Raw genomic sequence first — 22,574 nt, 5'->3', positions numbered from 1 at the left:
CGCCACAGGCTGGCAGGCGGGCATCGGCGTTCGATCAGACGATCGCCGAGCGGACGTCGATATTGCCGCGGGTCGCATTGGAATACGGACAGATCTGGTGCGCCTTCTCCACCAGCGTTTCGGCCTCGTCCCGGGCCAGGCCCGGCAGCGACACCGCGAGTTCGACGTCGAGTCCGAAACCGCCTTCCGAGCGCGGGCCGATTCCCACCGTTGCCGTCACCGCAACATCGGACGGCACCTTCGGGCCGCCCTGCGACGCCACGAATTTCATCGCACCGATGAAGCAGGCCGCGTAACCCGCCGCGAACAGCTGCTCCGGATTGTTGCCCTCGCCACCCGCACCGCCGAGCTCCTTCGGGGTGGTGAGCTTGACGTCGAGCGTGCCGTCGAGGGTCGCGGCATGGCCGTCGCGGCCGCCGGTAGCCTTGGCACTGGTCTTGTAGAGGACGTTGACGGACATGACTGCTCTCCTGCGTGAAGCGATGTCGTCTATATGGCGTCCAATTAGATTGTGCACAATAAAAAATGAGGGTCGGACAATTCGATTGCGCTCAATTGATTGTGAGGCCGGAAGGCCCCACATGGCATCCTGACCGACCGGTCAGGTCCGAAAGGTGTGCGATGCCACGGAAGCATGCGGCGTATTCGCCGCTCAAGCTCGAGAACCAGATCTGCTTCGCGGTGTACTCCACCGCGCATGCCTTCAATCGGATCTACAAGCCGTTGCTGGACAGGCTTGGCCTGACCTATCCGCAATATCTGGTGATGCTGGTGCTGTGGGAGCGCGACGACGTTCCGGTGAAAGCGATCGGCGAGCGACTGTTTCTCGATTCGGGCACGCTGACGCCGCTGTTGAAGCGCCTCGAAGTGGCCGGGTTGATTCGCCGCACCCGCAGTGCTGCGGACGAGCGCCAGATGCTGATCGCGCTGACGCCGCGGGGGCATGATCTGCGCGAAAAGGCGAGAGCGGTGCCGCACGGCGTGCTGGCGGCCTCGGCGTGTTCGGTGGATGAGCTGGTATCGATGAAGAATGAGCTGGTCGCGCTGCGGGACAGGCTGAATGCGGCGCTGGGGGAGTAGGGCGCGGCTCAGGCGTTAGAGGCGTTTTTTCGCGAAGGCCCGGCCGGAGCCAGACTTCAAATATCTTTCGAAAGCGAAGGCCTGCTTTTCATCGCTGAAGGCAATGTAGGTTTTGATTCGCCACGGTCGATATTTCGACGTGTGTGTCACTTCGCCTGCGTTATGTTTCACAAGCCGCGCGCGGAGATCATCGGCGATGCCGATGTAGAAATGTTCGGTATCAAGGCTTTCAAGGATGTAGACATATTTCATGGCCTTGCGGATCCATGATGAGCGACCGTTACAAGCTGAGTAAAATTTAGTTGAGCATCGGCGGTCCGCCTACGCCCTTCGGGCTACGGCGTGACATCCTTCGCTCGCTTCGCCCCGATAGTCTGGCGTGGCTTGCCGAGCCGAAGCTCGCGAAGCGAGCGAAGGATGGTGGAGCCAGGCGGGATCGAACCGCCGACCTCTTGCATGCCATGCAAGCGCTCTCCCAGCTGAGCTATGGCCCCTTAACCTGGTAGTCCGACCTATCCGAAAAACTCAAATCGATTTCCGGGGCCGTACGAACCGCGCGCTGACTGGTCGTTAGCGCGCGGTGCATCTCAAAACACAGTTCGTGGCGAAGCTCAAGTCTCTTCGTCGCCGGAAACGTCACCAATGATGTCGGTGACGTCGTCATCACCATCTTCTTCATCGGCGATGAAGGTCGAATCATCGTCCTCATCGTCGTCGATGGTGTCATCGGCGTCGATATCGTCCTCGGATTCCAGCACGGCGGCCTTCTTGCCGGTGCCTTCCTCGGCGTCGGCTTCCTCGAGCGGAACCAATTCGTCCTCGGCATCCGCCACTTCCGGCTGTTCGGCCGCGGAAGCGGCAGCCGAAGCGGCTGCGGCGCGCGAGGCGGCGTCGGCGCGGGTGCGCGGCGGCGGGATCGGCGCAATCGGCACCACTTCGCCCGTATAGGGCGAAATCACCGGGGTCTTGCCGAGGTCGTAGAATTTTTTACCCGTCGTGGGGCAAATGCGCTTGGTTCCGAGATCGGATTTGGCCACGTGTGAATCCTAGGGATTTTTTTGAAAAACGGTGCTTCACTTGGCTAGTTGCCACGCTGCTGTCAATAGCTCTCTGCGCGTGGCGTGACGCGGTGCCGGCCATATGGTACGAGCCTGCCGCGCAAAGGAACACAATCTTGACTCATTCAGACGCCGCTTCCGACACCCCCGCGACCGTGCCCACGCCGCTCTCGGCGCACAAGAGCGCTGCGCTCGAGGGTCGCGAGCGCGTGCCCGGCGACAAGTCGATTTCGCACCGCGCCCTGATTCTTGGCGCGCTCGCGGTGGGTCAGACCCGCATCACCGGCCTCCTGGAGGGCGAGGACGTCCTCAATACCGCAAAAGCGATGCAGGCGCTGGGCGCGCAGGTCGAACGCACCGGCGAATTCGCCTGGACCGTGCGCGGCGTCGGCGTCGGCGGCTTCAAGGCGCCGCAGCAGCCGCTGGATTTCGGCAATTCCGGCACCGGCTGCCGGCTGGTGATGGGCGCGGTCGCCGGCTGCCCGATCGAGGCGACGTTCGATGGCGATGCGTCGTTGCGCAGCCGCCCGATGCGCCGCATCGTCGATCCGCTGGAATTGATGGGCGCCCGCGTCACCGCCAGCCAGGATGGTGGCCGGCTGCCGCTGACGCTGCAGGGCGCGCGCGACCCGCTGCCGATCGTCTACCGCACCCCAGTCGCCTCCGCCCAGATCAAGTCAGCGGTGCTGCTGGCGGGGCTGTCCGCCCCCGGCACGACCACCGTGATCGAGGCCGAAGCCAGCCGCGACCATACCGAACTGATGCTGAAGCATTTTGGCGCGCAGATCGTCTCCGAGAAGGAAGGCGTTCACGGCCGCAAGATCACGCTGACCGGCCAGCCGGAGCTGCGCGGCGCCGATGTCGTGGTGCCGGCCGATCCGTCCTCGGCCGCGTTCCCGATCGTTGCCGCGTTGATCGTGCCGGGATCCGACATCGTGCTGACCGACGTGATGACCAATCCGCTGCGCACCGGGCTGTTCACGACCTTGCGCGAGATGGGTGCCTCCATTGAGGAAAGCGACATCCGTGGCGACGCCGGCGAGCCGATGGCCGCGTTCCGTATCCGGGCGTCGAAGCTTGTTGGCGTCGAAGTACCGCCCGAGCGCGCGCCCTCGATGATCGACGAATATCTGGTGCTGGCAGTGGCGGCGTCGTTCGCGCAGGGCACCACCGTCATGCGCGGGCTGCAGGAATTGCGCGTCAAGGAATCCGACCGGCTGGAGGCGACGGCTTCGATGCTGCGCGTCAACGGCGTGAATGTTGAAATCGTGGGCGACGACCTGATCGTCCACGGCACCGGAAGCGTGTCCGGCGGCGGCCTCGTCGCCACCCATATGGACCACCGCATCGCGATGTCGGCGTTGGTGATGGGCCTGGCGTCGGAACAGCCGGTGACCATCGACGACACCACCTTCATCGCCACCAGTTTCCCGGATTTCATCCCGATGATGCAGCGGCTCGGCGCGGAGTTCGCATAGGCCGATCCGGCGTGGATATTTGGCATTCCGGGTGCTAAGCCGCGCCGAACCGAACGTAGACGAGTAGCTCCAAGCGCATGATTATCGCCATCGACGGACCGGCCGCATCCGGAAAAGGCACGCTGGGCAAGCGTCTGGCCCGGCATTACGGCTACCGTCATCTCGATACCGGCGTGATCTACCGCGCCGTTGCCTTTGCGTTGCTGGATTCCGGCATCGACCTGACGAACGAGGAAATGGCGGTCGCCACCGCGCTGGAGCTCGATCCCGAGAAATTCGGCAATCCGGCGCTCAAAACCCAGCAGATCGGCGACGCCGCCTCGGTGGTGTCGGCCTTTCCGCGGGTCCGCGAGGCGCTCTTGAGCTTCCAGCGTCGCTTCACCGAGGATCCGCCGGGCGCCGTGCTGGACGGTCGCGACATCGGCACGGTGATCTGCCCGGATGCCGACGTCAAAATCTTCGTCGTTGCCGATCCCGTCGTGCGGGCCCGGCGCCGGACGCTGGAGGCCAAGGCGCGCGGCGAGGTGGCCGACGAGGCCGCCGTGCTGGCCGACATCCTGCGCCGCGACGAACGCGACCAGAACCGCGTCACCGCGCCCTTGAAGCCAGCCGCAGATGCATACTTGCTGGATAACTCCAATTTGGACATCGAAGGCGGTGTCCAGGCCGCCATCGACATTGTCGAAGCCGTCCGGGCGGGCCGGATCAAGGCTTGAACTTCGGAGTTGAGGGCGTAATCTTTATCCCATGGCAGAACACGCGCAGATTGAACGCCTCACCCGGGAGATCGTCGATGCCAATACGGCACCGGGGAGCGTCGTGTCGGTTTCTGCCCGGGATTCGCTGGACTGGACCGGAGATCCCATCGTCAAGGTCAGCATCGTCATAAGCGACGAAAGTGCTCGAAAACTCCGTAATAAGGTGCCGCTTGATATATTGTCACAGTTGATGAATGGCTTGCAGGCCGCCGGGGAGACCCGGTTTCCGATCCTCGACTATGCGACGCCAGCAGAACTTTCTGCGGAAGTTTCGGCGACCTCAGATCATGGCGATTATTAATCCGTGGCAACTTTTCGATCAGGCAGACCGACTAATTGCCGAAGCCGGCGGACAACAAGTCGACCTCCGGCGCGCGGTCTCGGCTGCCTATTACGGCCTTTTTCATAGTGCGACCATCGCGGCTAGCGATTTTATCGTAAGTAAGAGCCGTAGGAATCATCGCGAATGGTCGCTTGTCAGTCGCAGTATTGACCACAAGGACCTCCGCGAACTGTGTAAAGCGCTTGATCAGCCGCCTGGAAAATACCGGCCGTTTATCCCTGCCATGGGATTCAGTGCCGAATTGAAGGATTATGCCAGAGCAGTTGTGGAGCTTCAGCAAAAGCGTCATGACGCTGATTACGACCCAATAGCGACTTTCCGGGTCTCCGATTGCAAGAGCCTCGTGGCTTCAGCTCGAAATGCGGCTACCCAGTTCAAGAGCATCAGCGTGGACGCTGACGAGTGGAGAATATTCATCTGCCTCCTCTTGTTCCCGCCGCGCTGACCGTGACGCAGATGCATACTTGCTGGATAACTCCAATTTGGATATAGAAGGCGGCGTCCGGGCCGCCATCGACATTGTCGAGGCCGTCCGAGCGGGCCGGCAACGGGTTTGAATTATCAGACTAAACCGTTGCCGTCATTGGAGGAAAGCCCGCTCCTGGTCTTGAACGTCGGCCTCGAGCCGACTGCCTTGGCACCGGATCATCAACGTCTCATGCGTGCAGTCATGCTGCCGGCCCGTTCCTGTGATTTCCCGCAGGGCGGTCGTTAGGGGTTGCGGACCCCCGACACTACGCGTTTGAGGCGCCCCTTCACCCGACTGCCGGCATACCCGCACCTGGAGAACAAATGGCTTCGACCGATACTTACAATCCTTCACGCGACGATTTCGCCGCGATGCTCGACGAGTCCTTCGCAGGTGGCAACCTGCAGGAAAGCTCCGTCATCAAGGGCATTGTCGTCGCGATTGAAAAGGACATGGCCGTCATCGACGTCGGCCTGAAGACGGAAGGCCGCGTGGCGCTGCGTGAATTCGCCGTGCCCGGCCGCGAAAACGAACTCAAGGTTGGCGACGAGGTCGAAGTATTCCTCGACCGGATCGAAAACGCACTGGGCGAAGCCGTGCTGTCGCGCGACAAGGCGCGCCGCGAAGAGAGCTGGGGCAAGCTCGAGAAGGCCTTCAACAACAACGAGAAGGTTCACGGCGTCATCTTCAACCAGGTCAAGGGTGGCTTCACCGTCGATCTGGATGGCGCAGTCGCCTTCCTGCCGCGTTCGCAGGTCGACATCCGCCCGATCCGCGACGTTGCTCCGCTGATGAACAACTCGCAGCCGTTCCAGATCCTCAAGATGGATCGCCGCCGCGGCAACATCGTCGTGTCGCGCCGCACGGTTCTCGAAGAGACCCGCGCCGAACAGCGCCAGGAACTGGTCCAGAACCTCGAAGAGGGTCAGGTCATTGACGGCGTCGTCAAGAACATCACCGACTACGGTGCGTTCGTGGATCTCGGCGGCATCGACGGCCTGCTGCATGTCACCGACATCGCATGGCGCCGCGTCAACCACCCGACCGAAGTGCTGACCATCGGTCAGACCGTCAAGGTCAAGATCATCAAGATCAACCACGAGACCCACCGTATCTCGCTCGGCATGAAGCAGCTGCTCGACGATCCGTGGCAGGGCATCGAGGCCAAGTACCCGCTGAACGCGCGCTTCTCGGGTCGCGTCACCAACATCACGGACTACGGCGCCTTCGTCGAACTGGAGCCGGGCATCGAAGGCCTGATCCACGTCTCGGAGATGTCCTGGACCAAGAAGAACATGCACCCCGGCAAGATCGTTTCGACCTCGCAGGAAGTCGACGTGCAGGTTCTCGAAGTCGATTCCGTCAAGCGCCGCATTTCGCTCGGTCTCAAGCAGACCATGCGCAATCCGTGGGAAGTGTTCGTCGAGAAGTATCCGGTCGGTGCCACCGTCGAAGGCGAAGTCAAGAACAAGACCGAGTTCGGCCTGTTCCTGGGTCTCGACGGCGAAGTGGACGGCATGGTCCATCTCTCCGACCTCGACTGGAAGCAGCCGGGTGAGCAGGTCATCGACAACTTCAAGAAGGGCGACATGGTCAAGGCCATCGTCCTCGATGTGGATGTCGAGAAGGAGCGCATCTCGCTCGGCGTCAAGCAGCTCGAAGGCGACCCCTTCGCCGAGCCGGGCGACGTCAAGAAGGGCGCTGTCGTTACCTGCGTCGTTCTCGAAGTGAAGGAATCCGGCATCGACGTGCAGATCGTCGACACCGATTTCACCAGCTTCATTAAGCGTTCGGAACTCGCGCGTGAGCGCGCCGACCAGCGCGCCGAACGTTTCGCCGTCGGCGAAAAGGTCGACGCCCGGGTGATCCAGTTCGACAAGAAGGCCCGCAAGGTCCAGGTGTCGATCAAGGCGCTCGAAGTCGCGGAAGAGAAGGAAGCCATCGAGCAGTACGGGTCTTCGAACTCGGGTGCGACGCTCGGCGACATTCTCGGCACCGCGCTCAAGCAGCGCACCGACAAGTAAGCTCAAGGCTTATTCGTCATATCAATTGGGGCCCCGGGAAACCGGGGCCCTTTTTGTTGGGAGAACCGTAGCCCGGATGCAGCGAAGCGAAATCCGGGGGAGCCGCTTCGGCGCATTGGCCGGCCCCGGATTGCGCTGCGCTGCATCCGGGCTACGCATTTGCGGCTGCGACCTTGTTTTCTTCATATTGCGTGGCAATTGATGTAATTCAGTGACGCGATGGCAAGCTTGCGTCCGCAAATACCATCCGCTGACTTATCGACGACCAGAGCCGTCCCGGGAGATTTTCGATGTCGCTTGATACCGATGTGATCGTCGATCGCCGCAGGATGCGGCGCAAGCTGACGTTCTGGCGCGCCCTCGCCGTGCTGGTGGCGATGGCCGCAGTGGTCAGCGTCGGCATCGTCGCCAACCGCTCGGGGACCAGCGCGCTGGCCTTCACCGGGTCGATCGCCCGAATCCATATCGATGGCCTGATCCGCAGCGACAATGATCGTGTCGAGGCCCTGGAGCGGCTGGAGAAATCCAATGCCGCCGCCGTGGTCGTCCATATCAATTCGCCGGGCGGCACCACCGCCGGCTCCGAGCAGCTCTACGACGCCTTGATGCGCTTGAAGGCGAAGAAGCCCATGGTCGTGGTCGTCGAGGGCCTCGCGGCCTCCGGTGGCTACATCGCGGCGATCGCGTCGGATCATATTGTGGCGCAGCAAAGTTCGCTGGTCGGGTCGATCGGCGTACTGTTCCAGTTTCCCAATTTCAGCGGGTTGATGAAGACCGTCGGCGTGCAGGTCGAGGAAGTGAAATCCTCGCCCTTGAAAGCCTCGCCGAACGGCTTCGAGCCGACCAGCCCGGAAGCCCGCGCCGCGCTGGAATCGCTGGTGAAGGATTCCTACGCCTGGTTTCGCGGCATGGTGCAGACCCGCCGCGGCATGGATGGCGCGCTGCTGGAGAAGGTCGCCGACGGCCGCGTCTTCACCGGCCGTCAGGCGGTCGATCTCAAGCTGGTCGACCAGCTCGGCGACGAGAAGACCGCGGTGGCCTGGCTGGTGGCCGAAAAGAAGGTCAAGAGCGACCTGCCGGTGCACGATTTCAAGCTGACGCCGAAATTCGGCGACCTCACTTTCTTGCGCGCGGCGGCGTCCGTCACGCTGCAGGCCGCGGGCCTGCATGGCATCGCGCAGCAGCTTGGCATGGGGGTGGCGCTGGAGCAGTTCAACCTCGACGGTATGCTGGCGCTGTGGCGGCCGGCCGGTTCGAATTGAGTTCAAGTCGGGAACGATGTGCGGTTGTCATCCGGCGAGCAGGCATGAAATATTTTTCCGGGCATTTGTTACGTAGTTTAGCGGGCCCGCGATTTGATTTAGCGTCTTGACAGATCACGCCTTTTTCACGGAAATGGTCCCCCCCGCACAGAGTCCAGCATCTCGATGATCAAATCCGAACTCGTCCAGCGCATCGCCGAGCACAATCCGCATTTGTACCAGCGGGATGTGGAGAACATCGTCAATGCGATCCTCGATGAGATCGTGGCGGCGCTGGCGCGCGGCGACCGGGTCGAATTGCGGGGCTTCGGGGCGTTTTCGGTGAAGCACCGTCCGGCCCGCGCCGGCCGTAACCCGCGTACCGGCGCGCATGTGCCGGTCGACCAGAAGAGCGTGCCGTTTTTCAAGACCGGCAAGGAAATGCGCGAGCGGCTGAACAAGGACTCCGGGACTTCCGAAGCCAGCGCGTGAAGCCGGTGCTGTCGCGCTGAAGCGAGAGACGATGATGCGCAAATTTTTCGCAGGCCTGATCCTGATCCCGCTCGCGGTGGTCTTTGTCGTCTTTGCGGTCGCGAACCGCCATGTGGTGACGGTGTCGTTCGACCCGTTCAACTCCGCCAATCCTTCGGTCGGCGCCAGCCTGCCGCTGTTCGTGATCATCATCGCGGTGGCGATGATGGGCGTCGTCGCAGGCAGTCTGGCGACCTGGATCCGGCAGGGCCATTGGCGACGCGCCGCCCGCCTGCACGAGGCCGAGGCGCGCCGCACCCGCGTCGAACTGTCCGACCTGCGCATTCACACGGCGAACGTCGCCCGAAACGCGCCGCCGCGTATGGTAGCACCGGTTCCCGCCCGTCTCGGCTTTGACACCTCGGAGCGAGACAAGACCGGCGCGACGTTGTAGAACCCGGCCAATTGCGCTCCTTATCCTGTGTCCGCCATCGGTCATTTGCACCATGTCCCTGATCGTCAAAATCTGTGGCCTTTCCACTCCGGCGACGCTCGACGCCGCGCTGGCGGCTGGCTCGGACATGGTCGGCTTCGTGTTCTTTCCAGCCTCGCCGCGCCATGTCGACCTCGATACCGCGCGCATCCTGGGCCGGCAGGCCAAGGGCCGTGCCGTCAAGGTGGCGTTGTCGGTCGATGCCGACGACGCGCTGCTCGCCAACAGCATCGACGCGCTGCAACCGCAGATCCTGCAGTTGCACGGCCAGGAGAGCGTGGCGCGTATCCGCGATATCAAGCAGAAGTTCGGCCTGCCGGTGATGAAGGCGCTTGCGGTGGCAACCAAAGCCGACCTGGCGACGTTGCCCGGCTACGCGGCGGTATGTGACCGCATCCTGTTCGATGCCAAGCCGCCGAAGGATGCGTCCCGTCCGGGCGGGCTCGGCGAGCCGTTCGACTGGCACTTGCTGGAAGGTCTGAATCTTGCTTTGCCCTTCCTGGTGTCCGGCGGTCTCGATGCCTCCAACGTCGCCGAAGCGTTGCGCATCACGCGCGCCGGTGGCGTCGATATCTCTTCCGGCGTGGAAAGTACGCCCGGTATCAAGGATCCCGACATGATCCGCGACTTCATCCGCGCTGCGCGCGTCACCGAAGAATTGATGACCTGATGAACCAGAACGCTCTGCCCAACTCCTATCGCACCGGTCCCGATGAAGGCGGCCATTTCGGCATTTTCGGCGGCCGCTTCGTGGCCGAAACGCTGATGCCGCTGATCCTCGATCTGCAGCAGGCCTATGACGACGCCAAGGCCGATCCGGCCTTCCAGGCCGAGATGAACGGCTATCTCAAGGATTATGTCGGCCGTCCGTCGCCGCTGTATTTTGCTGAACGCCTGACCGACCATCTCGGCGGCGCCAAGATCTATTTCAAGCGCGAGGAGCTGAACCACACCGGCTCGCACAAGGTCAATAACGTGCTTGGCCAGATCATGGTTGCGCGCCGCATGGGCAAGAAGCGCATCATCGCCGAGACCGGCGCCGGCCAGCATGGCGTTGCCACCGCGACGCTGTGCGCCCGGTTCGGGCTGGAATGCATCGTGTTCATGGGCGCGGTCGACGTCGCGCGCCAGCAGCCCAACGTGATCCGAATGGAGATGCTCGGCGCGACGGTGGTGCCGGTGCAGGCCGGCGCGCGCACGCTGAAGGACGCGATGAACGAGGCGATGCGCGACTGGGTGACCAATGTCAGCGACACCTTCTATTGCATCGGCACCGTGGCGGGCCCGCATCCCTATCCAATGATGGTGCGCGATTTCCAGTCGATCATCGGTACCGAGACCAAGGCGCAGATGCTGGAGGTGGAAGGCCGGCTGCCGGATTCGCTGATCGCCTGCATCGGCGGCGGCTCCAACGCGATGGGGTTGTTTCATCCCTTCCTCGATGATCCCACGGTCAAGATTTTCGGCGTCGAAGCCGCCGGCCACGGCCTTACCCAGCTGCACGCCGCCTCGATCGCCGGTGGCCGCCCCGGCGTGCTGCACGGCAACCGTACCTATCTGCTGATGGATAAGGACGGCCAGATCCAGGAAGGCCATTCGATCTCCGCGGGCCTCGATTACCCCGGCATCGGGCCGGAGCATTCCTGGCTGCACGAGAGCGGTCGCGTCACCTATCTCTCGGCCACCGACGACGAGGCCTTGGCCGCGTTCCAGCTTTTGTCGAAGCTCGAGGGCATCATCCCGGCGCTGGAGCCGGCGCATGCCATCGCCAAGGTGATGGATCTCGCGCCGACGCTGCCGAAGGATCATCTGATGGTCGTCAACATGTCCGGCCGCGGCGACAAGGACATCCCGCAGGTCGCGGAAATTCTGCGCGGAGTGAAGCTATGACCACCCGCATCGATACCCGTTTTGTTGCGCTGAAGGCCGAGGGACGCGCCGCGTTCGTCACCTTCCTGATGGCCGGCGACCCCGATCTCGACACCTCGCTCAAGCTGATCAAGGCGCTGCCCGCGGCCGGCGCCGATATCATCGAGATAGGCATGCCGTTCACCGATCCGATGGCCGACGGCCCGGTGATCCAGGCCGCCGGCCTGCGTGCGCTGAAAGCCGGCACCACGCTGCGCAAGACGCTGGCGATGATCCGCGAATTCCGCAACGGCGACGACGTCACGCCGATCGTGCTGATGGGCTACTACAATCCGATCTACATCTATGGCGTCGACAAGTTCCTGGTCGATGCCAAGGTCGCCGGAGTCGATGGCCTGATCATCGTCGACCTGCCGCCGGAGGAAGATGCCGAACTCTGTCTGCCGGCGATGAAGGCCGGGCTGAATTTCATTCGCCTGGCCACGCCGACCACCGACGACAAGCGGCTGCCGGCGGTGCTCGCGAATACGTCGGGCTTCGTCTATTATGTCTCCGTCACCGGCATCACCGGCGCAGCGAGCGCGGATGCTTCGGTGGTTGGTGCCGCCGTCGCGCGAATCAAGCGCTACACGGATCTGCCGGTCTGCGTCGGCTTCGGCATCCGCACCCCGCAGGCGGCACACGACATCGCGCAGCACGCCAATGGCGCGGTGGTCGGCTCGGCGCTGGTCGATGTGTTGAACGACACGCTGGACGCCGAGGGTCGGGCCACCGCCACCACGGTCAGCGCGGTCACCGATCTCGTCGCCGCGCTCGCCGAGGGCGTCCACGGCGCCAGACAGGCCGCAGAATAAGCCCAATTCGGCGACATAGACCCGCACGGCGGTTGCCGGTCCCGGCCCGCGCCGCCATATCAAGACCCTAGCGACGCCCCCTGAGCGACGCGGAGAACAAGATGAACTGGCTTACCAACGTCGTCCGGCCGAAGATTCGCAGCATTTTGCGCCGCGAAACGCCGGAAAATTTGTGGATCAAGTGCCCCGACACCGGGCAATTGGTGTTCTACAAGGACGTCGAACAGAACCAGTTCGTGATTCCCGGCTCGAACTATCACATGCGGATGGGCGCCGTGGCGCGGCTGAAGTCGATATTCGACAACGAGACCTGGTTCGACATCGCGGTGCCCGAAGTGACCGCCGATCCGCTGAAATTCCGCGACGAGCGGAAATATGCCGATCGCATCAAGGATGCGCGCGCCAAGACCAGCATGAAGGATTCGGTGAAGGTCGGTTACGGCAAGATCGAGGGCGCCGGCGCCGTCGTCGCCGTGCAAGATTTCGACTTCATGGGCGGCTCGCTCGGCATGGCGGCTGGCGAAGCGCTGGTGCGGGCGTTCGAGCTCGCCGTCGAAAAGAAAGCGCCGTGCATCGTGTTTGCGGCCTCCGGCGGCGCGCGGATGCAGGAAGGCATCCTGTCGCTGATGCAATTGCCGCGCTCGACCGTCGGCGTGCAGATGCTGCGCGATGCCGGGCTGCCCTACATCGTGGTGCTGACCAACCCGACCACCGGCGGTGTCACCGCCTCTTACGCGATGCTGGGCGACGTGCAGATCGCCGAGCCCGGCGCGCTGATCGGCTTTGCCGGCGCCCGCGTGATCGAGCAGACCATCCGCGAAAAGCTGCCGGAGGGCTTCCAGCGTGCGGAGTATCTCAAGGAGCACGGCATGATCGACATGGTCGTGCACCGCCACGACCTGAAGCCGACGCTGGCCCGGCTGTGCCGCATCCTGACGAAGTCGCCAGCGATCGACCTCGTGCCGCGCGTCGCGCCGGTCGATGAGCCTGCCGAGATCGAAATCAGCGCGGAAACGCCGGCCGCTCACGCGTGACCATGAACGCCGCGTCGCCGTCGCCGCTCGGTGACATCCTGACGCGGCTGTCGGCGCTGCACCCCCGCGCCATCGACCTGTCGCTCGACCGCATGACGCGGCTGCTGGCGCAACTCGATTACCCCGAACGACATCTGCCGCCGGTCATCCATGTCGCCGGCACCAATGGCAAGGGCTCGACCATCGCGTATCTGCGCGCGATCGCCGAGGCCGCCGGTCTGCGCGTCCATGTCTACGCCTCGCCGCCTCTGGTCCGCCTCAACGAGATGATTCGCCTGGCCGGCACGCTGGTCGGCGACGACGAATTGCTGGCGACGCTGCAGCAGGTCGAGCGCATCAATGCCGGCGCGCCGATCACGTTGTTCGAAGTCGAAACCGCCGCGGCGTTCCTGCTGTTTGCGAAACATCCTGCCGACGTCGTGCTGCTGGAGACCGGTCTCGGCGGAAGGCTGGACGCGACCAACGTCATCGACAGGCCTGCCGCCTGCGTGTTGACGCCGATTGGCATCGACCACACCGATTTTCTCGGGGACACGCTCGTGAAGATAGCGGCCGAGAAGGCCGGCATCCTCAAGCGCCGGGTGCCGGTGATCTCCGCCGAGCAGTTACCGGAAGCCGCCGCCGTGATCGAGCAGACCGCGCGACAACTGCACGCGCCGACGCATTTTGCCGGGCAGGAGTGGCATGTCAGCATCGAGCGCGGGCGTCTCGTCTATCAGGACGATCGCGGGTTGATGGATCTCGCCGCGCCAAAACTGTTCGGCCGCCACCAGTTCGGCAATGCCGGGCTGGCGATCGCGACCTTGCGCGCGATCGATCTGTTCAGGATCGACCATGCCGCGTTCGAGGCGGGTGTGGCGCGCGCCGAATGGCCGGCGCGGATGCAGCGGCTGTCAATGGGCCGGCTGGTGGAGATGGCGCCGCCGGACTCCGAAATCTGGCTGGACGGCGGCCACAATGTCGATGGCGGCCGCGTCGTCGCAGCAGCGCTCGGCGATCTCGAAGAGCGGGTGCCGCGCCCGCTGGTGGTGATCACCGGCATGATGGCCAACAAGGATGCGGCGGGCTTTCTCGGCAATTTCGCCGGGCTCACCCGGCATATCATCGCGGTGCCGATTCCCGAGCGCAGCGGCGCCATGACTCCGCAGGCGCTGGCCGATGCCGCGCGCAGCCTCGGCATGCGGGTCGAGATCGCAGCCGATGTGGCGTCGGCGCTGCACGCGCTGACCAGGCTTGCCTATGAGGTACCGCCGCGTATCCTGATTGCCGGCTCGCTGTATCTGGCCGGCCACGTGCTCGCCGACAACGGCACGCCGCCCACGTAAACTCAGGAGTACCGATGCGCTTTGCTGCGATCGCCGACGTGCACGGCAACTATCTCGCATTGGAAGCCGTGCTGGCGGATATCAAGGCGCAGGGCATCACCGACATCGTCAATCTCGGCGACATGGCGAGCGGCCCGCTCGACGCAAAACGCACCATCGACATCATGATGGCGATGGACGCGCCCTGCGTGCGCGGCAACCATGATCGCTATCTAACCGACTATGCGCTCGACGACATGTATCCGTCGGATCGCTTCTCACATGGCCAGCTCGAAGAAAAGCATCTCGACTGGCTGCGCGCGCTGCCGTTCAGCGTCGTGTATCGCGACGCCGTCTATCTGTGTCACGCCACGCCGGCCGACGACAACACCTACTGGCTGGAAGCGGTGACGCCGGACGGCGTGGTACACATGGCGGCGATCGAGGCGATCGAGGCAAAGGCCCACGGCATCGCGCAGTCGCTGATCCTGTGCGCGCATTCGCATATCCCGCGCACGGTGAAACTTCGCGACGGAAGGATGATCGTCAATCCCGGCAGCGTCGGCGGCCCCGGCTATCGCGACATAGCACCGTATCCGCATGCGGTGGAGACCGGCACGCCGGACGCGGCTTACGCGATCCTCGAGCAGCGCGGCGACGCCTGGCAGGTGACGTATCGTCAGGTGCCGTATGTCAACCAGGCGATGGCCGATCTCGCTTGCGCCAACGGCCGCGACGACTGGGCCAGCGCGCTGGCGACGGGTTGGATCAGATAGGGGCGGCGGCGCGCTGTTCACCTCTCCCGTAGGGAGAGGTCGGATGTGCGAGCGCAGCGAGTACATCCGGGTGAGGGGTTCCGGACTATCTGTGGAGCATAGCCCCGTCACCCGCCCGGCTTCGCCGGTCGACCTCTCCCCCGCGCGAAGCGAAGCTTCGCTAGAGGGGAGAGGTGAACAAACAAAACGGCCGGTGACATGGTCACCGGCCGTTAAAATCACGATCCAACCGAACGCATCAGGTTGCGGCGGTGATCCACTGTTGCAGCTTCTGCTTCGGCGCGGCGCCGACCTGGCGCGAGGCCATCTCGCCGTCCTTGAAGATCATCAGCGTCGGGATCGACATCACGCCATACTTCGAGGCGGTCTTCGGGTTCTCGTCGACATTCAGCTTCAGGATGGTGACCTTGTCGCCCAAAGCGGTGGAAATCTCGTCCAGCGCCGGCGCGATCATGCGGCAGGGGCCGCACCATTCGGCCCAGAAATCGACGACCACCGGGCCGGTCGCCTTGAGCACTTCCGCTTCGAAATCGGCGTCTGAAACCTTGCCAACGGCCATGATGGTCCTCGTGATGTCTGGAGAAAGCGCCGAAAGAATCGCGCTGGGACGATGCCATCCAACCTATGAACGCACCCCGGCCGGGTCAAGGCGCGCTCACTGCGAGATGATGCCGGCCAGCGCTGCGTCCAGCGCAGGTGCGGAAAGTTCCATGATTTCAGGGGTTTCGGTCCAGAGCAGCGCGGCGCGGACGGGCTTTGCCTTGTATAATTTCGCCAGCACCGCGCGATATAGCCCGAGCTGCCGGACATAGGCGTCCGGCGCCTCGTCCGCCCGCCGCGGCGGGGCGTGGTTGGTCTTGTAGTCGACGATCCAGACCTCTTTGGGCGTCACCACCAGCCGGTCGATCTGGCCGGACACGGTGACCGGCTCGCCGTGGCGCGTCAGCCGGCCGACGATCGAGACCTCGGCGCGGCTGCCGGGCGCAAAGAGGTCGGCAAAGCGGGGATCGCCGATCAGCCCCAGCACCCGCGCGGCCAGCGCGTCGCGGTCGGCATCGCTCCAGGTGCCGGCGTTGCGGGCCAGATAGCGCGCCGCCGCCTCCAGCCGGCGTTCGGCTACGAGATCGGGCAGCGATTGCAGCAGCCGGTGCACCAGCGTGCCGCGCTGCCGCGCACGGGCGCGGTCGGCGTCCGATTCGCCGGGGCGCATGCCATGGTCGTCGTCGGCGGGATCGGATGGCCGCAGAAAGTTTTGCCGGCGCGGTGACGCGGGCACCGACAGCCGTAGCCAAGGCGGCAACGCGACCGGCGCGACCGCTTCGGGCGTTGAGGCCACAGCCGCTTCCGGCACGCCGTCCTCAAGCCTCGTATAGCGCTTCACCACGCCGTCCGGCGGCGGCACGTTCTGCATCTGCAGGCCGGAATTCTCCAGCCCCTTGAGGATCAGGTCGTACCAACTGAGCGGCCGGACCTCGTTGCGATTGCCGGGCATGCAGCCGCCGACGATCAGCCGGTCGGCGGCGCGGGTCATCGCGACATAGAGCAGGCGGCGATATTCATCCTCGGTCTCGCCGACCATTTTGGCGCGCGCCTCGGCGACAACGGGCGGATCGTCGCCCTTGCGACCGGCCCATACCACCACGCCCGGCCCCTGCGGCGCCGCGTTGCCCTGTGGCAAATGGATCAGATTGAGCCGCTGGGTGTCGGAGGGCGACGATGTCGTATCGACCAGGAACACGACCGGCGCTTCCAGTCCCTTGGCGCCGTGCACGGTCATCACGCGGACTTCGTCGCGCGTGATCTCCATGTCGCGCTTCACCTCGGTATCGGCGGCGCGCAGCCAGGCGATGAAGCCCTGCAAGGACGCCGGCGCCTTCTGCTCAAAGCCCAGCGCCAGTTCGAGGAATTCGTCGAGCGCGTCATTGGCCTCATGGCCGAGCCGGCGCAGCATGTGCGCGCGGCCGCCATCGCCGCCAAGCAGCCAGGCGTAGAAGGCGAACGGCGTCTCGGCAAAGACGCGGCGCTCGCATTCCTGCAGCCGCGTCAGCGCGCCGGTGAGTTTCGCATCGCCCTCGGCCTGTTTATCCAGCGCGGCGCGAAGCGTGCTCTGGCGCTGGTAAGCCAGCTTGAACAGATCGTCATCGTCGAGCCCGAACAGCGGGCTCTTCAGCGCTACCGCGAGCGCCAGATCGTCCTGCGGCAGCAGCAGCGCGTCGGCGAGATGCATCAGGTCGATGATCGCGATGTGCTCGGTGAGCTTCAGCCGGTCCGCGCCGGCGACCGGAATGCCGGCGTGTTTCAGCGCCTGGATGATGGCGTTGAACGCCTTGCCGCGGCGCCGCACCAGCACCAGCACGTCGCCATAGCGCAACGCGCGACGCCGGCCCTTCGGGCCGGTCGGCGTACCGTCGGCGATCAGTGTTTTGATCTCGGCCTGTACGCGTCGCGCGAGCTGAACTTCGGGGCTGGTCTCGGCGACGTTGTCGAACGGCGCCTGCCAGCCCTCGATCGCGTCGCGCTTTTCCGGCTCCTGCAATTCCCACAGGTCGATCAGGCTCGGGCCGGCATCGTCCAAGGATTGGTGCACTGGATAGGCGCCGACATTGTGGATGCTGCGATAGATCGTTTCGTCGCGAAAGACGTGGTCGACCGATTGCAGGATCGCCGCCCCGGAGCGGAACGAATAGGTGAAGGCGACGGGATCGAAAGTGTGGCCGGCGCCCTTGAAGCGGCTCTCCAGCGCGCGGCGGCGCTCGTCGAATTCGCGGGGGGCGGCGCCCTGGAACGAGAAGATCGACTGCTTCTCGTCGCCGACCGCGAAGATGGTGCGCTTGGTGCCGTCGCGCGCGCCTTCGCCGGAGGTGAATTCCGAGATCAGATGGGTGACGATGTCCCACTGCCGCGGGCTGGTGTCCTGCGCCTCGTCGATCAGCACATGGTCGACGCCGCGGTCGAGCTTGTAATGCACCCAGGCGGACGAGACGTTGTCGAGCATGGACAGCGTCTTGTCGATCAGGTCGTCGTAATCGAGCAGGCCGCGCTCCTGTTTTTCGCGCGCGTAGCTGGCGGCGACGCCACCGGCGATCACCAGCAGCGCTCGCGTACGGTCGCGCATCAGCACGGCGCGGCGGCGCGCCAGCAGCGCGCTCAAGCGCTCGCATTCGCTCTTCAAGGAATATGTGAGGCCGGGATGGGCTTCGACGATCTTCTTGGTCGCCAGCGCCTTGCGCGGCTCCATCGTGCCGGTGAAGAACACCTGCAGGTACTTGTCGACCTGCGTGCTGCCGTTGAGGTCCAGCGCCTCGCGCAGCCGGTCGGCCTGGTCATTGTCGGTCTTGGTACCGGTGGCGAAAACCTCCGCCGCTTCCTTCCAGCGCCGCTGCGGCAGATGCGGGCCGTCGACCATTTCGAGCTCGATCGCCGCGGACGTGTCATTCGGCGTGACGCCGAGCGCGGCGGAGAGCTGCGCCATCGCGGCCTCCGTGCTGCCGGCGCGTCCCGTCCAGGCCAAAAACTGGTCGCGGTTCAAGGACGCCTCGCGCACCACGTCGCGGAAGGTGACGTCGGCGGCGGACGTCATGGCCAGCGCGAGAGCGCGGCCCTCCGCACTGTCGGGATCGGCGGCGGCCTTCAGCAGTACCGCCAGCGAGCCCCTTTCCATCATTTCGTTCTGGTCGCGGTCGTCGAGCACGCTGAACCGTGCCGGCACATTGGCCTCAAACGGAAACTGCTGCAGCAGCCGCGTGCACAGCGCATGGATGGTCTGCACCTTCAGTCCGCCCGGCGTCTCCAGCGCGCAGGCAAACAATTCGCGCGCCCGCATCCGCAATTTTTCATTCGGGTTCGGGATGCCGGCGTTGCGGATCGCGGTGTCGAGTTCGTCGTCTTTCAGCGTCACCCAGTGGCCGAGCGTGGTGAACACGCGCTCGGCCATGTTGGCGGCTGCGGCCTTGGTGAAGGTGACGCAGAGTATCTTTTCCGGCGGCACGTTGGCGAGCAGCAGCCGGATCACGCGGTTGACCAGCACATAGGTCTTGCCGGAGCCGGCATTCGCCGAAACGAACACCGAAGCGGTGGGATCGGACGCGCGGGTCTGCTTCAGTCGCGCTTCGTCGGGAATGAGGCGTGGGCCGCTCATGATTCCGCTCCCGCATCGCCGGCGGCCGACCATTCCTTGATCCGCGCCAGATCGTCATAGCTGCCGTAGCGGTTCGACCACATCGAGAGACTTAGCGAATTGTATGGCGTGGTCTCGTCCTCGAATTTCAGGATCAGCGTTTCCAGCTTCTGCCGCGCCTCGATTGCGGCGTCGTCGGGAAATTGCGCCTCGTCCTTGCGCTCGATCTTCAACTCAAGAATCTTCTCTTCGCCGGGCGGATTGTTGCCGCTGAGCCGCACGTAAGTGAGTTCGCTCACCGAGGATCCGGCCGGAATGGTATCGAAGCCGCCCTCGCGCAGGATCGCGGCTTCCAGCGTCAGCTGCGGCGACAGGCCCATGCGGACCTGCTTGCCGGTCGGCGGCTGGCCGGTCTTGTAGTCGAGGATCGCAAAGGTGCGGTCGGCGCGACGCTCGATGCGGTCGGCGCGCGCCGAGAGTTCGAAGATCCGGCCGCTGTCGAGCGGGATCTGGATCTTGCCTTGCTGCTCGGCGATGATGCCGGAGACGTCGCCGCGCCGCTCGATTTCCCAGTTGGCGAACCAGTCGGCAATGCGCAGGAAACGCGGCCACCAGAGCGCCTGCGCCTCCGGCCGCGTCATCAGCGGCAAAAAGTGCTTGCGGCCGATCTCGCGCAATTCGCGCGCGGGATGCTCGGGCAAAGCGGCACTGAATCTTTCCGTGAAATCGCCGAGCGCATTGTGGATCGCCGATCCCCTGTCGGCGGCCGACAGGGGCATGTCGACGGGGTCGAGCGGCGCCAGCCGCAAGATGTATTTCGCGTAGATCGTATAGGGATCGCGCAGCCAGTCCTCGATCGCTGTGACCGACAGCTTCAGCGGCCGTGCCGCGCGCGGCGGCCTTGGCGAAGGCTGCGCAATCGGCGTGACGGTCGCCGGGCGGTCGAGCTCATTGGCGTGGTCGATATATTTCTCACCGGCTTTCACCGCGGCGTCCCAGCGGTGCTGGCCGGCGACGGCTTCCAGCCGGTGCAGGAAGCGCGACGCCACCGCCGGCGCGCCGCCGACCTTGGCGGCATGGCTGAGGATCACGTCGTTTGCGCCGAGCAATTGCGCGAAGTCATGCGCGGACAGGCCGATGCGGCGCTCCGGCAGATCGAGCTTGAGTTCGTGACGCATCGGCCGGCTCAGCCACGGGTCGATCCGCGGCGCCGGCGGCCAGATGCCTTCGACGAGCCCGCCGATAATGATGCGGTCGTTCTGCGTCAGCCGCGCTTCGAGCGGGCCGTAGATCCGCAGTCTTGCGTGGGCGACTTCCGGCCGCCGCACGGTCTTGTCGCCGAACGCGGTGTGGAACACTTCGGCGTAGTCGTTGAGCGGCACCATCAGGCCGCTCTGCGTGATCTTGTCGTCGGCGCGATCGCCGAGCAGTTCGTCGAAGGCGCGGGTCAGGGCGATGCCCTGATGGCCGTCGAACGCGACGGCGAGTTCGGCGTCGATGCGCGACAGCGTCGCGATCACGGCCTGATGCCGAGCGGCAAGCTCGGCAAAGTCGTGCGGCTTGAAGCGGTCGAGGTTTTCCAGCGGCGCCAGCGCGGCCCGCAACTGCGCGATCAACTGCTGCGCGTCGTCGAGTCGCTGGTCATTGAGTCTGGCGCGCGGCTCGGACGGGTGCAGCGCGGAGGGACGACCGCCTTTCAACTCGGCGAGTTCATGACGATAGCGCGCAAAATCCTGCGCCAGGCCTGCGCTCTGCGCTTCCGGGCGGGTGCCGCGCAGCAGCGCCATTTCCAGCGTCTGGATCTCGTGGCGCCAGCCATCGGCGGCCCGGCCGAGCCGCAGCAGCGGATGCTTCAGCAGCGCCAGCAGGGTCGCGGGCTGCAGCCCTTCGGCGGCGGCTTCCGCGGCGAGGCGCGCGAAAATGCCATGCGGCGTATCCATCAGGGCGTCGCCGCCGGAATCGTCGAACTCCAGATTCCAGCGCCCGAGTGCGGCCATCACGCGGCGCGCCAGCGCGCGATCGGGCGTCACCAGCGCGGCGGAAAGGTCGAGTTCGCGCGCCTCGCGCATCGCCACCGCGATCGCCAGTGCTTCCATTTCGGGGTTGGCGGCGGCGATCACCGCGAGCCTCGTCATGCCGCTGTCGATCGCCTGCGCGACGGCCGGTTCGGCGAGCCGCTTGTGCCATTGTGCGGTCGCATTGGATGGCCGCATCAGTTCGGAGGCCAGCAACTCTCGGCCGGATGCAGCGCCGAGAATTTCGACGTCGCTCCGCTTGATACCGAAGCGGACGAGCAGGCCGTGCATCGCGAATTGCGGATGATTCGACGAGGGCGGCGCGTCGTCGGAGCCGCCGATCAACTGCCACGCGGCATCATCTAGATCGGTGTCCAGCCCCGGTAGCACCACGGCGCCGTTCGGCAGGTCGGCGATGGCGCGCAGAAACTTGGCGGTCGCCGGCATCGAGCCGGTCGAGCCGGCGGCGATCACCGGCCCCTGATGATGCGCCGTCAACCGCGCGGCTTCCGCTTCGATCAGGATGTCGCGCCGCGCTGCGGGCTCGATCTTGCCGTCGGCCTTCAGGATGTCCGGCCAGACTTCGCGGGCGATGTTGAGGAACTGCAGCGTCAGCTGCCAGTAGCGGTCGAGCGCGTCGGGCACGAGGCCGTCGAGCGCCGCCCAGTCGACCTTGCGCGTCACCATGTCGTCCATCAGCCGCGCGAGATCATCGGCGAGCTTCAGCGTCGAGGCCGGGCCGCCGACCACCAGCGGCGCCTGTGCGGGATTGTCGGGCGTGATGCGCTTCGCCCAGGCCGCGATTAGCTGCGCCAGCAGCAGGCGGCGCGGCAGGCCGTCGAGCGCGGGCAGCGCGTCGAGTTCGGCGAACCGGGTCTGCGGCGCTTCCTGCGCGAATTCGATCTCGTCTTCGTCGATGTCGTTGAAGGTGACGATGCGCGGCAGCACCACGGCGTCGGTGTCGAGCACGTCGAGAAAGATCTCGCGCGCCATGCGCCCGGCGCGGCGCGTGGGTAGATACAGCGTGGCACCAGCCAGCAGTTCCGGCTGCGCGCGCGGGGCAAAGCCATCGACCAGCCGGCCATCGACCAGCGCGGTGATCAGCGTGCGCAGGAACGGGCTTGAGGCGGGAATGGTGAATACGCGCATGAAACCCCTGATTCGCGGTCAGGCTGTATCATGACACGGGT

At 64.8% G+C, this 22,574-nt stretch carries 21 protein-coding genes, 1 tRNA gene and 1 pseudogene; 16 read left to right on the top strand and 7 right to left on the bottom strand.

What is annotated here, in order from left to right; all coding sequences use genetic code 11:
- Nucleotides 1-34: 34 nt before the first annotated feature.
- Nucleotides 35-460, bottom strand: coding sequence for an organic hydroperoxide resistance protein (locus tag FNL56_RS01000; RefSeq protein WP_143571234.1), 426 nt, complete (start codon nucleotides 458-460; stop codon nucleotides 35-37).
- 161 nt (nucleotides 461-621) lie between these two features.
- On the opposite strand from FNL56_RS01000, the gene FNL56_RS00995 reads away from it, so the two are divergent.
- The gene (locus FNL56_RS00995) at nucleotides 622-1,080 is read left to right on the top strand and encodes a MarR family winged helix-turn-helix transcriptional regulator (protein WP_143571233.1); all 459 of its coding nucleotides are present in this window, start codon (nucleotides 622-624) and stop codon (nucleotides 1,078-1,080) included.
- Nucleotides 1,081-1,095: 15 nt separating this feature from the next.
- On the opposite strand, the gene FNL56_RS00990 is transcribed toward FNL56_RS00995, so the two are convergent.
- The 3 genes from FNL56_RS00990 to FNL56_RS00980 form a co-directional block, all read right to left on the bottom strand.
- Nucleotides 1,096-1,332, bottom strand: coding sequence for a GIY-YIG nuclease family protein (locus tag FNL56_RS00990; protein ID WP_143571232.1), 237 nt, complete (start codon nucleotides 1,330-1,332; stop codon nucleotides 1,096-1,098).
- Between the two features lie 166 nt (nucleotides 1,333-1,498).
- Nucleotides 1,499-1,574 (bottom strand) — tRNA-Ala (locus FNL56_RS00985).
- A gap of 117 nt (nucleotides 1,575-1,691) precedes the next feature.
- The gene (locus FNL56_RS00980) at nucleotides 1,692-2,117 is read right to left on the bottom strand and encodes a TIGR02300 family protein (protein ID WP_143571231.1); all 426 of its coding nucleotides are present in this window, start codon (nucleotides 2,115-2,117) and stop codon (nucleotides 1,692-1,694) included.
- A 137-nt stretch (nucleotides 2,118-2,254) separates the two neighbouring features.
- On the opposite strand from FNL56_RS00980, the gene aroA reads away from it, so the two are divergent.
- The 15 genes and pseudogenes from aroA to FNL56_RS00910 all read left to right on the top strand — a co-directional run bounded on the left by aroA (nucleotide 2,255) and on the right by FNL56_RS00910 (nucleotide 15,252).
- Nucleotides 2,255-3,616, top strand: coding sequence for a 3-phosphoshikimate 1-carboxyvinyltransferase (aroA, locus tag FNL56_RS00975; RefSeq protein ID WP_441351262.1), 1,362 nt, complete (start codon nucleotides 2,255-2,257; stop codon nucleotides 3,614-3,616).
- A gap of 77 nt (nucleotides 3,617-3,693) precedes the next feature.
- Entirely contained in the window at nucleotides 3,694-4,332 is a 639-nt protein-coding gene (gene cmk, locus FNL56_RS00970) for a (d)CMP kinase (protein ID WP_143571230.1), read from the top strand.
- A 31-nt stretch (nucleotides 4,333-4,363) separates the two neighbouring features.
- Nucleotides 4,364-4,675 (top strand): hypothetical protein, encoded by a 312-nt coding sequence (locus FNL56_RS00965; protein WP_143571229.1) that lies wholly within the window; start codon nucleotides 4,364-4,366, stop codon nucleotides 4,673-4,675.
- On the top strand, nucleotides 4,662-5,162 hold the full coding sequence (locus FNL56_RS27515) for a hypothetical protein (RefSeq protein WP_168202806.1): 501 nt from the start codon (nucleotides 4,662-4,664) through the stop codon (nucleotides 5,160-5,162). The genes FNL56_RS00965 and FNL56_RS27515 overlap by 14 nt, the downstream gene beginning before the upstream one ends.
- 10 nt (nucleotides 5,163-5,172) lie before the next feature.
- A pseudogene (locus tag FNL56_RS00960) lies at nucleotides 5,173-5,274 on the top strand (cytidylate kinase); the annotation flags it as partial.
- Nucleotides 5,275-5,509: 235 nt separating this feature from the next.
- A complete protein-coding gene (gene rpsA / locus FNL56_RS00955; RefSeq protein ID WP_143571228.1) occupies nucleotides 5,510-7,210 on the top strand; it encodes a 30S ribosomal protein S1 in 1,701 nt (566 codons plus the stop codon).
- Nucleotides 7,211-7,500: 290 nt separating this feature from the next.
- On the top strand, nucleotides 7,501-8,472 hold the full coding sequence (gene sppA, locus FNL56_RS00950) for a signal peptide peptidase SppA (protein ID WP_143571227.1): 972 nt from the start codon (nucleotides 7,501-7,503) through the stop codon (nucleotides 8,470-8,472).
- A gap of 165 nt (nucleotides 8,473-8,637) precedes the next feature.
- Nucleotides 8,638-8,943 carry an integration host factor subunit beta gene (locus tag FNL56_RS00945; RefSeq protein ID WP_143571226.1) on the top strand — a complete coding sequence of 102 codons (306 nt, stop codon included), beginning with the start codon at nucleotides 8,638-8,640 and terminating at the stop codon, nucleotides 8,941-8,943.
- Nucleotides 8,944-8,974: 31 nt separating this feature from the next.
- Nucleotides 8,975-9,376: a LapA family protein gene (locus tag FNL56_RS00940; RefSeq protein WP_143571225.1), complete on the top strand. Its 402-nt coding sequence runs from the start codon at nucleotides 8,975-8,977 to the stop codon at nucleotides 9,374-9,376.
- 52 nt (nucleotides 9,377-9,428) lie between these two features.
- Nucleotides 9,429-10,085: a phosphoribosylanthranilate isomerase gene (locus FNL56_RS00935; protein WP_143571224.1), complete on the top strand. Its 657-nt coding sequence runs from the start codon at nucleotides 9,429-9,431 to the stop codon at nucleotides 10,083-10,085.
- A complete protein-coding gene (gene trpB / locus FNL56_RS00930) occupies nucleotides 10,085-11,305 on the top strand; it encodes a tryptophan synthase subunit beta (RefSeq protein ID WP_143571223.1) in 1,221 nt (406 codons plus the stop codon). Before FNL56_RS00935 ends, trpB begins: the two co-directional genes overlap by 1 nt.
- Nucleotides 11,302-12,138, top strand: coding sequence for a tryptophan synthase subunit alpha (gene trpA / locus FNL56_RS00925; protein WP_143571222.1), 837 nt, complete (start codon nucleotides 11,302-11,304; stop codon nucleotides 12,136-12,138). The genes trpB and trpA overlap by 4 nt, the downstream gene beginning before the upstream one ends.
- A gap of 101 nt (nucleotides 12,139-12,239) precedes the next feature.
- The gene (gene accD / locus FNL56_RS00920) at nucleotides 12,240-13,172 is read left to right on the top strand and encodes an acetyl-CoA carboxylase, carboxyltransferase subunit beta (RefSeq protein WP_143571221.1); all 933 of its coding nucleotides are present in this window, start codon (nucleotides 12,240-12,242) and stop codon (nucleotides 13,170-13,172) included.
- A 2-nt stretch (nucleotides 13,173-13,174) separates the two neighbouring features.
- Nucleotides 13,175-14,497: a bifunctional folylpolyglutamate synthase/dihydrofolate synthase gene (locus FNL56_RS00915; RefSeq protein ID WP_143575971.1), complete on the top strand. Its 1,323-nt coding sequence runs from the start codon at nucleotides 13,175-13,177 to the stop codon at nucleotides 14,495-14,497.
- A gap of 14 nt (nucleotides 14,498-14,511) precedes the next feature.
- Nucleotides 14,512-15,252 (top strand): metallophosphoesterase family protein, encoded by a 741-nt coding sequence (locus FNL56_RS00910; protein WP_143571220.1) that lies wholly within the window; start codon nucleotides 14,512-14,514, stop codon nucleotides 15,250-15,252.
- Nucleotides 15,253-15,490: 238 nt separating this feature from the next.
- Here the strand turns inward: FNL56_RS00910 and trxA are convergent, their stop codons facing one another.
- From trxA to addB, 3 genes are all read right to left on the bottom strand, one after another.
- On the bottom strand, nucleotides 15,491-15,811 hold the full coding sequence (gene trxA / locus FNL56_RS00905; protein ID WP_143571219.1) for a thioredoxin: 321 nt from the start codon (nucleotides 15,809-15,811) through the stop codon (nucleotides 15,491-15,493).
- Nucleotides 15,812-15,907: 96 nt separating this feature from the next.
- The gene (addA, locus tag FNL56_RS00900) at nucleotides 15,908-19,390 is read right to left on the bottom strand and encodes a double-strand break repair helicase AddA (protein WP_143571218.1); all 3,483 of its coding nucleotides are present in this window, start codon (nucleotides 19,388-19,390) and stop codon (nucleotides 15,908-15,910) included.
- Complete coding sequence (gene addB / locus FNL56_RS00895) at nucleotides 19,387-22,533, bottom strand: double-strand break repair protein AddB (RefSeq protein WP_143581723.1); 3,147 nt, start codon at nucleotides 22,531-22,533, stop codon at nucleotides 19,387-19,389. Before addB ends, addA begins: the two co-directional genes overlap by 4 nt.
- Nucleotides 22,534-22,574 lie beyond the last annotated feature (41 nt).

Source organism: Tardiphaga sp. vice304, from assembly GCF_007018905.1.
GTDB lineage: Bacteria > Pseudomonadota > Alphaproteobacteria > Rhizobiales > Xanthobacteraceae > Tardiphaga.
The sequence above is the reverse complement of the archived record's forward strand: the minus strand, read 5'-3'. Positions and strand labels throughout refer to the sequence as shown.

Bases quoted from the DNA above. Each gene is read 5' to 3' on its own strand.
- FNL56_RS01000 (WP_143571234.1), bottom strand. From the start codon at position 460: ATGTCCGTCAACGTCCTCTACAAGACCAGTGCCAAGGCTACCGGCGGC.
- FNL56_RS00995 (WP_143571233.1), top strand. From the start codon at position 622: ATGCCACGGAAGCATGCGGCGTATTCGCCGCTCAAGCTCGAGAACCAG.
- FNL56_RS00990 (WP_143571232.1), bottom strand. From the start codon at position 1,332: ATGAAATATGTCTACATCCTTGAAAGCCTTGATACCGAACATTTCTAC.
- cmk (WP_143571230.1), top strand. From the start codon at position 3,694: ATGATTATCGCCATCGACGGACCGGCCGCATCCGGAAAAGGCACGCTG.
- FNL56_RS00965 (WP_143571229.1), top strand. From the start codon at position 4,364: ATGGCAGAACACGCGCAGATTGAACGCCTCACCCGGGAGATCGTCGAT.
- FNL56_RS27515 (WP_168202806.1), top strand. From the start codon at position 4,662: ATGGCGATTATTAATCCGTGGCAACTTTTCGATCAGGCAGACCGACTA.
- rpsA (WP_143571228.1), top strand. From the start codon at position 5,510: ATGGCTTCGACCGATACTTACAATCCTTCACGCGACGATTTCGCCGCG.
- sppA (WP_143571227.1), top strand. From the start codon at position 7,501: ATGTCGCTTGATACCGATGTGATCGTCGATCGCCGCAGGATGCGGCGC.
- FNL56_RS00945 (WP_143571226.1), top strand. From the start codon at position 8,638: ATGATCAAATCCGAACTCGTCCAGCGCATCGCCGAGCACAATCCGCAT.
- FNL56_RS00940 (WP_143571225.1), top strand. From the start codon at position 8,975: ATGATGCGCAAATTTTTCGCAGGCCTGATCCTGATCCCGCTCGCGGTG.
- FNL56_RS00935 (WP_143571224.1), top strand. From the start codon at position 9,429: ATGTCCCTGATCGTCAAAATCTGTGGCCTTTCCACTCCGGCGACGCTC.
- trpB (WP_143571223.1), top strand. From the start codon at position 10,085: ATGAACCAGAACGCTCTGCCCAACTCCTATCGCACCGGTCCCGATGAA.
- trpA (WP_143571222.1), top strand. From the start codon at position 11,302: ATGACCACCCGCATCGATACCCGTTTTGTTGCGCTGAAGGCCGAGGGA.
- accD (WP_143571221.1), top strand. From the start codon at position 12,240: ATGAACTGGCTTACCAACGTCGTCCGGCCGAAGATTCGCAGCATTTTG.
- FNL56_RS00915 (WP_143575971.1), top strand. From the start codon at position 13,175: ATGAACGCCGCGTCGCCGTCGCCGCTCGGTGACATCCTGACGCGGCTG.
- FNL56_RS00910 (WP_143571220.1), top strand. From the start codon at position 14,512: ATGCGCTTTGCTGCGATCGCCGACGTGCACGGCAACTATCTCGCATTG.
- trxA (WP_143571219.1), bottom strand. From the start codon at position 15,811: ATGGCCGTTGGCAAGGTTTCAGACGCCGATTTCGAAGCGGAAGTGCTC.
- addA (WP_143571218.1), bottom strand. From the start codon at position 19,390: ATGAGCGGCCCACGCCTCATTCCCGACGAAGCGCGACTGAAGCAGACC.
- addB (WP_143581723.1), bottom strand. From the start codon at position 22,533: ATGCGCGTATTCACCATTCCCGCCTCAAGCCCGTTCCTGCGCACGCTG.